Annotated in this window: 12 protein-coding genes; 10 read left to right on the forward strand and 2 right to left on the reverse strand. The window is 62.6% G+C overall.

Annotated features, from left to right (window positions below; all coding sequences use genetic code 11):
* Nucleotides 1–148 precede the first annotated feature (148 nt).
* From urtC to ureG, 10 genes are read left to right on the forward strand one after another with little or no spacing between them, the layout of a single operon-like run.
* The gene (gene urtC / locus AYR66_RS16310) at nt 149–1234 is read left to right on the forward strand and encodes an urea ABC transporter permease subunit UrtC (RefSeq protein ID WP_088708379.1); all 1086 of its coding nucleotides are present in this window, start codon (nt 149–151) and stop codon (nt 1232–1234) included.
* Nucleotides 1231–2076 carry an urea ABC transporter ATP-binding protein UrtD gene (urtD, locus tag AYR66_RS16315; RefSeq protein ID WP_088708380.1) on the forward strand — a complete coding sequence of 282 codons (846 nt, stop codon included), beginning with the start codon at nt 1231–1233 and terminating at the stop codon, nt 2074–2076. The genes urtC and urtD overlap by 4 nt, the downstream gene beginning before the upstream one ends.
* A 2-nt stretch (nt 2077–2078) precedes the next feature.
* Nucleotides 2079–2777: an urea ABC transporter ATP-binding subunit UrtE gene (gene urtE / locus AYR66_RS16320; protein WP_088708381.1), complete on the forward strand. Its 699-nt coding sequence runs from the start codon at nt 2079–2081 to the stop codon at nt 2775–2777.
* A 7-nt stretch (nt 2778–2784) separates the two neighbouring features.
* Nucleotides 2785–3642, forward strand: a complete 858-nt coding sequence (locus AYR66_RS16325) for an urease accessory protein UreD (protein WP_088708382.1) — start codon at nt 2785–2787, stop codon at nt 3640–3642.
* A 13-nt stretch (nt 3643–3655) separates the two neighbouring features.
* Nucleotides 3656–3958 (forward strand): urease subunit gamma, encoded by a 303-nt coding sequence (locus AYR66_RS16330; RefSeq protein WP_088708383.1) that lies wholly within the window; start codon nt 3656–3658, stop codon nt 3956–3958.
* 9 nt (nt 3959–3967) lie between these two features.
* Nucleotides 3968–4276, forward strand: coding sequence for an urease subunit beta (locus AYR66_RS16335; protein WP_088708384.1), 309 nt, complete (start codon nt 3968–3970; stop codon nt 4274–4276).
* Complete coding sequence (gene ureC, locus AYR66_RS16340) at nt 4273–5973, forward strand: urease subunit alpha (RefSeq protein WP_088708385.1); 1701 nt, start codon at nt 4273–4275, stop codon at nt 5971–5973. Before AYR66_RS16335 ends, ureC begins: the two co-directional genes overlap by 4 nt.
* Nucleotides 5974–5977: 4 nt before the next feature.
* Nucleotides 5978–6502: an urease accessory protein UreE gene (ureE, locus tag AYR66_RS16345; RefSeq protein WP_088708386.1), complete on the forward strand. Its 525-nt coding sequence runs from the start codon at nt 5978–5980 to the stop codon at nt 6500–6502.
* Nucleotides 6502–7182, forward strand: coding sequence for an urease accessory protein UreF (locus tag AYR66_RS16350; protein WP_088708387.1), 681 nt, complete (start codon nt 6502–6504; stop codon nt 7180–7182). The genes ureE and AYR66_RS16350 overlap by 1 nt, the downstream gene beginning before the upstream one ends.
* 14 nt (nt 7183–7196) lie before the next feature.
* Nucleotides 7197–7826 (forward strand): urease accessory protein UreG, encoded by a 630-nt coding sequence (gene ureG, locus AYR66_RS16355; RefSeq protein WP_088708388.1) that lies wholly within the window; start codon nt 7197–7199, stop codon nt 7824–7826.
* Here the strand turns inward: ureG and AYR66_RS16360 are convergent, their stop codons facing one another.
* Nucleotides 7827–8624, reverse strand: a complete 798-nt coding sequence (locus AYR66_RS16360; RefSeq protein ID WP_088708389.1) for a competence/damage-inducible protein A — start codon at nt 8622–8624, stop codon at nt 7827–7829.
* A gap of 56 nt (nt 8625–8680) precedes the next feature.
* Nucleotides 8681–9274 (reverse strand): EI24 domain-containing protein (locus tag AYR66_RS16365; protein WP_141104257.1); only part of this gene is annotated, 594 nt, incomplete at its 5' end.

The raw sequence follows: 9274 nt of genomic DNA on the forward strand, positions 1-9274 counted from the left end.
TCGCCGCGGTCGGACTGGGAGAAGTCAACAAGTTCCTCGAACCGGTGGCCGGCGCCGTGCTGGCGAAGATTGCCATCCTCGTATTCATCATCGTCTTCATCCAGAAGCGGCCGCAAGGATTGTTCGCCATGAAAGGCAGGAGCGCAGAATGAGCCCGTCCCTTTTTTCCCGTCCAGCCTGGACCGGCATCCTCGCCTGCGCGGGCATCCTCGCGCTGCTGCCGGTACTCAACCTCGCCTTCGAACCCGGCCATGCGCTGCATGTGTCCAGCTATACCGTCGCTCTGGTCGGCAAGTTCATGTGCTATGCCATCGCCGCGCTGGCGCTCGACCTGGTGTGGGGCTACACCGGCATCCTGTCGCTCGGCCACGGCCTGTTTTTCGCGCTCGGAGGCTATGCGCACGGCATGTACCTGATGCGCTCCATCGGCAAGGATGGCGTGTACCAGAGCCACCTGCCGGACTTCATGGTCTTCCTCGACTGGAAGGAGTACCCGTGGTACTGGTCCTTCACCGACAGCTTCTGGTACGCGATGCTGCTGGTTGTCCTCGTGCCGGGTGCGCTGGCCTTCGTGTTCGGTTATTTCGCCTTCCGCTCGCGCATCAAGGGCGTGTACTTCTCGATCATCACGCAGGCGATGACCTTTGCCTTCATGCTGCTGTTCTTCCGCAACAACACCGGCTTCGGAGGCAATAACGGCTTCACCGACTTCAAGCGCATCCTCGGCTTCACCATCACCGAGCCCGGAACCAAGGCGGCGCTCTACCTGCTGACGCTTGCGGCGCTGGTCGGCTCGCTGTTCCTGTGCCGCTGGATCGTCACGTCCAAGCTGGGGCGCGTGCTGCAGGCGGTGCGTGACTCCGAGTCGCGCCTGATGTTCATCGGCTATAACCCGCTGTGGTTCAAGCTGTTCGTCTGGACGCTGTCCGCCATCCTGTGTGGCATCGCCGGCGCGCTGTACGTGCCGCAGGTCGGCATCATCAACCCGTCTGAAATGTCGCCCGGCAATTCCATCGAAATGGTGATCTGGGCCGCCGTCGGCGGGCGCGGTTCTCTGCTCGGGCCGATCATTGGCGCCTTCTCGGTCAACGGCTTGAAGAGCTGGTTCACCGCCGCCTTCCCCGACCTCTGGCTGTACGCGCTCGGCGCGATCTTTATTCTTGTGACCCTCTTCATGCCGCAGGGCATCCTGGGCCTCGCCGCCAAGCTCCGCCAACCGAAGGAGGCAGCATGAACGACACCACCAAGGCCTACCAATTCGTCGAGGAAAACAAGCACGCCGAGTACGGCACCTCCTACGGGCGTCCGAAGACGGAAGGCGTGGACACCACACACGGCGCGATCCTTTATCTTGAAGACATCACGGTTTCCTTTGACGGCTTCAAGGCGATCAACAAGCTGACCCTCGACATCTCGGTCGGCGAATTGCGCTGCATCATCGGTCCGAACGGCGCGGGCAAGACCACGATGATGGATGTCATCACCGGCAAGACACGGCCGGCATCCGGTACCGCTTTCTTTGGCCAGACCATTGACCTGACCAGGATGACGGAATACGAGATCGCCCATGCTGGCATAGGCCGCAAGTTCCAGCGACCGACTGTGTTCGAACAGCACACGGTATTCGAGAACCTGGAACTGGCGATGAAGATGGACAAGCGCGTGAAGCCGACGCTGTTCTTCCGGCTGACGACGGAGCAGAAGGGAAAGATCGACGAAATCCTGAAGCTGATCCGCCTCACCGGCCAGGAAAGCCGCCTCGCTGGCCTGCTGTCGCACGGACAGAAACAGTGGCTGGAAATCGGCATGCTGCTGATGCAGGAACCCCAGTTGCTGCTGCTGGATGAACCGGTAGCCGGCATGTCCGATGCCGAAACCGCACGCACCGCCGAACTCCTGAACGAACTGCGCGGCAAGCATTCGATCATGGTGGTCGAGCACGACATGGCCTTCGTGACCGAAATCGCGCAGGAAGGCAAGGTCACCGTGCTGCACGAAGGATCCGTCCTCGCGGAAGGCACCATGCAACAGGTGCAGTCCGACGAGCGTGTCATCGAAGTCTACCTGGGCCGCTGACCATGCTGAATGTCGAACAACTGAACCAATACTACGGCGCGGCGCACACCCTGCGCGGCGTGTCGCTGTCCCTGAACAAGGGCGAGTGCCTTGCCCTGCTCGGCCGCAACGGCGTCGGCAAGACCACCCTGCTCAAGTGCCTGATGGGCGTGCTGCCTGTCGCGAAAGGCCATGTGCAGCTCGACGGCAAGGACATCACTAAGCTCAAGCCGCACGAGCGCGCATCGCTCGGCATCGCCTACGTGCCGCAGGGCCGCGAAATCTTTGCCCGCCTGACCGTCGAGGAAAACCTGATGATGGGCATGGCCGTGAAGTCCGGCAGGCAAGCGTCGAAGATCAAGGGCGAAGTCTTCGAACTCTTCCCCGTACTGAAGGAAATGCTGCACCGGCGCGGCGGCGACCTTTCGGGGGGACAGCAGCAGCAGCTTGCCATCGCCCGCGCGCTTCTGGCCGATCCCAAACTCATCATCCTCGACGAACCGACCGAAGGCATCCAGCCGTCCATCATCAAGGACATCGGCAAGGTGATCCGCCTGCTGCGCCAGCGCGGTGACATGGCGATCCTGCTGTGCGAGCAGTACTTCGACTTCGCGCACGAACTGGCCGACCGTTTCGTCGTGCTGTCGCGCGGCGAAGTGGTCGCCTCGGGCACCCAGGACAAGATGAATAGCGAGGACGTCAAGCGCCACTTGGCGGTATAGTCTGGACATGCGAATCGCCGAGCCCACGCCAGCGCTGATTGCAGGGAATTCCGCCGAGCCTTGGCAGGCGTGGCTCGCCCTTGGCTTCGGCCGTTACGATGACACTACACGCCTGGTCGAACGCTCCCACTATGGCCCACTGCGCGTACAGAAGCCGCTTTACCCGGAAGGCAGCGACATCTGCCACGCAATCGTCGTGCATCCGCCGGGCGGCGTAGTGGGCGGCGACCAGCTCGACATCCATGCCTGCGTCGGCCAGCAGGCGAATGCATTCATCACCACGCCCGGCGCCGCCAAGTGGTACAAAGCGAACGGCCGCGTGTCCCGTCAAAGCGTACACCTGAATGTCCGCGACGCCGGATCGCTCGAATGGCTGCCGCAGGAAACCATCTTCTTCGATGCCGCCGAGGTGGAGCTCGACATAGTCGTCGAACTCGGCAGCGAGGCGTCTTATATCGGCTGCGACATCCTGTGCTTCGGTCGTACCGCCTCCGGCGAGATCTTTTCCTCTGGGCGTGTCGCGCAGCGCACGAGCATCCGGCGCGACGGCAAGCTGGTCTGGTTCGAACAGGGCGAGCAGCGGGCCGATGCAATATCCAGCACGCTCGGCATGGCCGGAAAGACCGTCTGCGCGACGCTGGTTGGCGTCGGCAAGCCGCTACCTTCCGGCGCCGTCCACGCCATTCGCGAAGCCTGCGCCACTGACGGCACATTCGGCGTCACACAAATGAAATCGGTGGTCGTCGCCCGCTACCTCGGCGATTCGAGCGAAACCGCGAAGCAATTGATGACAGCGGCATGGCGCATCCTGCGCCCGCTGCTGACCGGCCGCGACGCAGTCGTCCCCCGCATCTGGAACACTTGAACAAGGAGAACCCATGGAGCTCACTCCAAGAGAAAAAGACAAACTCCTGATATTCACCGCCGCGCTGCTGGCCGAACGCCGCAAGGCACGCGGACTGAAGCTCAACTATCCGGAAGCGGTGGCTCTCATCACCGCAGCCATCATGGAAGGCGCGCGCGACGGCAGGACGGTCGCCGAGCTGATGTCCGAAGGCACGAAGGTCCTGGCACGCGAGGATGTAATGGACGGCGTGCCGGAAATGATCCCCGAGATCCAGGTCGAAGCCACCTTCCCCGACGGCACCAAGCTCGTCACCGTCCACCACCCGATTCCCTAGGAGGTCGCCATGATTCCAGGTGAAATGCTGGTCGAACCGGGCGAGATCGAGCTGAACGCTGGCCGCGCGACAGCCACCGTGAAAGTCGCCAACAGTGGCGACCGGCCGATCCAGGTCGGCTCCCACTTCCATTTCTTTGAAGTCAATCCGGCGCTGCAATTCGACCGCCAGGTTGCCTACGGCATGCGGCTTAACATTGCTGCCGGCACGGCGGTCCGCTTCGAGCCGGGCCAGGAACGCACCGTCGAACTCGTCGCGCTCGCGGGCGACCGCAAGGTGTACGGCTTCAACGGCAAGGTGATGGGAGACCTCCAATGACAAAAATTTCGCGGCAAGCGTATGCCGAAATGTTCGGCCCCACCGTCGGCGATCGCGTCCGCCTCGCCGATACCGAACTGTTCATCGAAGTCGAAAAGGACTTCACTGTCTACGGCGAGGAAGTGAAATTCGGCGGCGGCAAGGTGATCCGCGACGGCATGGGCCAGTCGCAGCGCAACCATGCCGACGTGATGGACACCGTCATCACCAATGCCCTCATCCTAGACCACTGGGGCATCGTGAAGGCCGACATCGGCATCAAGGCCGGCCGCATCGCGGGCATCGGCAAGGCCGGCAATCCGGATATCCAGCCGAACGTCACGATGGCGATCGGCGGCGCAACCGAGATCATTGCCGGCGAAGGCATGATCGTGACGGCGGGCGGCATCGATTCGCACATCCACTTCATCTGCCCGCAACAGATCGAGGAAGCGCTGATGTCGGGCGTGACCACGATGCTCGGCGGCGGCACCGGCCCGGCGGTCGGTACGGCGGCAACCACCTGCACTCCCGGCCCCTGGCATATCCATTCGATGCTGTCGGCGGCAGATGCCTTCCCGATGAACCTCGGCTTCCTCGGCAAGGGCAATGTAAGCCTGCCCGTACCGCTGGAAGAGCAGATCCGTGCCGGCGCCATCGGCCTCAAGCTGCATGAGGACTGGGGCACGACACCGGCTGCCATTGACAACTGCCTGTCTGTCGCCGACCGCATGGACATCCAGGTGGCGATCCATACCGATACGCTGAATGAAGGCGGCTTCCTCGAACATACACTGGCGGCCTTCAAGGACCGCACCATCCACACCTTCCATACCGAAGGCGCGGGCGGCGGCCATGCACCGGACATCATCGCGGCGGTCGGCCAGGGCAATGTCCTGCCCTCTTCGACCAACCCGACACGGCCCTATACCGTCAACACGCTCGACGAGCACCTCGACATGCTGATGGTGTGCCATCACCTCGATCCCGCCATCGCCGAGGACATCGCGTTTGCGGAATCACGCATCCGTCGCGAGACGATTGCCGCGGAAGACATCCTGCATGACATCGGCGCGATCTCGATGATGTCGTCCGACTCGCAGGCCATGGGCCGCGTGGGCGAAGTCGTGCTGCGCACCTGGCAGACCGCACACAAGATGAAGGTGCAGCGCGGCTCGCTGCCGGAAGATTCGTCACGCAACGACAACTTCCGCGCAAAGCGCTACATCGCCAAGTACACCATCAATCCGGCCATCACCCATGGCATTTCGCACGTGGTCGGCTCCCTGGAACCGGGCAAGATCGCCGACATCGTGATCTGGAAACCGGCCTTCTTCGGCGTCAAGCCTTCGATGATCCTCAAGAGCGGCATGATTGCCGCTGCACAGATGGGCGACCCGAACGCATCCATCCCAACGCCGCAGCCGGTGCATTACCGGATGATGTTCGGCGCCTACGGCGGCGGGCTGAAAACTTCGTTCACCTTCGTTTCGCAGGCCGCGCTCGATGCGGGCATCGGCGACGCGCTCAAACTGAACAAGCCGTTGATCGCAGTGAAGAATACGCGCGCGGTGCGCAAGGCCGACATGATCCACAACGGCCTCGCGCCGAAGATGGAAGTCGATCCCGAGACCTACGAGGTGCGTGCCGACGGCGAGTTGCTGGTGTGCGAGCCGGCCAAGGTCCTGCCAATGGCGCAACGCTATTTCCTGTTCTGACAACATGCTGACACTCCATACCAAGATCGACAGCGCCGAAAAAATCGACGGTGAACTCGTCCTCCCCTACGAACTGCGCGAGAAAAGCCGCCTGCGCGCCATGCTGCTCTCGGGTGAAGAGGTCGCGGTGTTCACCGTGCGCGGCACCGTCCTGCGCAACGGCGACCTGCTAAGGGGCGATGACGGCCGCGTAGTGAAGATCGTGGCCGCCAAGGAAGCGACCTATCGCGTCGACTGCGCAACGCCGCGCGACCTGCTGCGCTGTGCCTTCCATCTCGGCAACCGCCACACGCAGGCGCAGGTCGACGGCACGCCCGACAAGGGTTTCCTGCGTATCCGCAAGGACACCGTGCTGAAGGACATGCTGGAAGGCCTCGGCGCCACGGTGACGGAAGAACAGGCGCCGTTCGAGCCGGAGTCGGGGGCCTACGGCGGCGGCCATCACCATCACGGCGACGACCATCACCACCATCCGCTGGCGCCGATTCCGCTGCGGCAAAAGATCCATCGCCCATCGGACAAGTCCTGATGCAAGCAACGGCCCTCCTCCACCTGTTCCAGCTCGCCAGCCCATCGCTGCCGATTGGCGCGTACAGCTATTCGCAAGGACTGGAAGCAGCCCTGGAGAAGGGAATCGTGTGCAACGAAGCGACTGCACGCGCGTGGATCGTCGAGGCACTGCATCATGTCGTGGCCCGCTTCGAAGCACCGGTCATGTGGCGCCTGCTGCACGCCTTTGCGGCACAGGACCTCGCTGCTGTTACCACATGGACGGAACGCTTCGTCGCCGCGCGCGACACCGCCGAATTCCGGGCAGAGACGATCCAGATGGGCTATTCGCTGACGAAGCTCGCCATCGACCTGAAGGTCGCCGACGACGCCTTGCGCACCCTGCTGGAAGCGCAACCGGAAGTGCCGTTGCCCACCGCGCTGGCCTACGCCGCCGTTGCGCTGGACGTGCCACATGAAGCCGCCCTGCTCGGCATGCTGTTTTCCTGGGCTGAAAACCAGGTGCTGGTATGCGTGAAGTCCGTGCCGCTCGGCCAGGTCGCCGGACAGCGGCTGCTGCTGTCGCTGCAGCCCGAGCTGGAACGCGCCGCACACACCGCCATGCAGTTGGCGGATGATGAACTGTCCAACTGGTCCCCCGGCCTGTCCCTGCTATCCATGCAACATGAGGTGCAGTACAGCCGCTTGTATCGATCCTGAACCCACTGAACACTATGACTACATCCTCCAATCCCCTGCGCGTAGGCATCGGCGGCCCTGTCGGCTCCGGCAAGACGGCATTGTGCGAAATGCTGTGCAAGGCGATGCGCGACCATTACGACATGGCCGTCATTACCAATGACATCTACACCAAGGAAGACATGGAAATCCTGCTGCGCGCGAATGCGCTGCCGGCGGATCGGCTGATGGGTGTCGAGACGGGCGGCTGCCCGCACACCGCGATCCGCGAGGATGCGTCGATCAACCTCGAAGCCATCGCGCGCATGAGCGCCGATTTCCCCGATCTTGACCTGATCCTGGTGGAATCCGGCGGTGACAACCTCGCGGCAACCTTCAGCCCGGAATTGTCGGACCTGACGATCTATGTGATCGACGTGGCCGGCGGCGAAAAGATTCCGCGCAAGGGAGGCCCGGGCATCACCCGCTCCGACCTGCTGATCATCAACAAGACCGACCTCGCGCCCTACGTCGGCGCCAACCTCGACATCATGGCGAGCGATGCGAAGAAGATGCGCGGCGACCGGCCGTTCATCTTCACCAACCTGCGCAGCGGCGACGGCGTGGAGAAAGTCGTGGACTTCATCCGCAAGCAGGGCTTGCTGGATGAAGTGAAGAAAAAGTAATCAGATGCGCTGGACCTCGGCCTTGAACCGGTCCAGCCCTTCCAGCATTTTCACGAAGGCGGCTTCCACCTGAGCGGGGTCGCCCTTCACGCCCAGCTCGATATGGCGCCGCGTTGTCGCATCGCCCACGCTCGGCAGGCTGAACACCTTCACCAGCGGAAATTCCGATTCGATGGCTTCCATCATCGGCGTCAGCGTCGATTCCGCCTGGCCGAACACCAGTACCGCCTTTTCCGCCCGCGGGGCTTTCTGGAACAAGTGCGCGTAGTGCGTATCAAGCACCCACTCGATCATCGGCCAGGCCATGACCGGAAAGCCGGGGACGAAATAATGCGCGCCCTTCCCGTGCGTGACGGAAAAACCGGGGATCTTGTTGTACGGATTGGGAATGATGGACGCGCCTTGCGGGAACTCGCCCATCTTCAGGCGATGTGCATTGTCCGGAGAATTGAAGTCGGGATGCCTGCCCTCTTCGCGCGCCACGTCGCCGATGCGTTCCTCGATCTTGGCCTTCGCTTCCGGATGCAGTTCCAGCGGCACGCCGAGCGCGGCGGCGGCGCACTGGCGCGTATGGTCGTCCGGCGTCGCGCCGATGCCGCCACAGGAAAACACGATGTCGTCACTGGCGAAGCTGCGTTTCAGGAGGGAGGTGATGCGCTCGCGGTCGTCGCCCGCATATTCCGCCCACCCTAGTTGCAGGCCGCGCGCCGACAGCAGTTCCACCACTTTTGGAAAATGCTTGTCCGTGCGCTTGCCCGAAAGGATTTCGTCGCCGATGATGATCAGTCCGATGGCCATGGCAGTGTCCGTTTTGGCAAAACGACATTATGCCGCAGCGCGCGCGATCGTACTTTTCAGTTGATATCCTTGATTCCCACAGCACGATGCGCGGCCAGCGCGCCCATGCAGTAATGTTGGAACCAGAGTCCGGTGAACACGAACACCAGCACATACAGCCAGATCGCGCCCGCCGCCAGCAGTGGAAAGAAGATCACCGACAGCGCCCCGCCCAGCCAAAGCAGTGTCGGCGCCGCACCCATGGAGCCCGCGATGGCGCCGATCAGCAGTAGCGGCCAGCGGTGGATGCGCATGATGTCGCGGATCTCCTGCGCATCGGCATGCTCGGCCAGCGCGTCATAGGCCATCACGCGATACGTCAGCCAGCCCCACAGTGCCGGCTGGATGATGAAAGTCAGCGGCGGAAACAGCGACAGCGGCAATGTCACCAGCCACAGCACGGCGAAGATGACAAAGGAATACGTCGCCACCCACAGGCTTCCGAGGACACTTCCGCCGCGGCGCTTTTCGAGGTCGGCGTAATGGCGGCTGCCGATATGCCTGACGATGATGGGCATTGCCAGCGTTCCGACGAACACCAGGGCCGTCAGGATCATCAGCGGCAACAGCACCCACATCGCGATCAGCGGCACGAGCACCGAAGTCATACC

The sequence above is a fragment of the Noviherbaspirillum denitrificans genome (genome assembly GCF_002211445.1).
In the GTDB taxonomy this organism is placed as follows: domain Bacteria; phylum Pseudomonadota; class Gammaproteobacteria; order Burkholderiales; family Burkholderiaceae_D; genus Noviherbaspirillum; species Noviherbaspirillum denitrificans.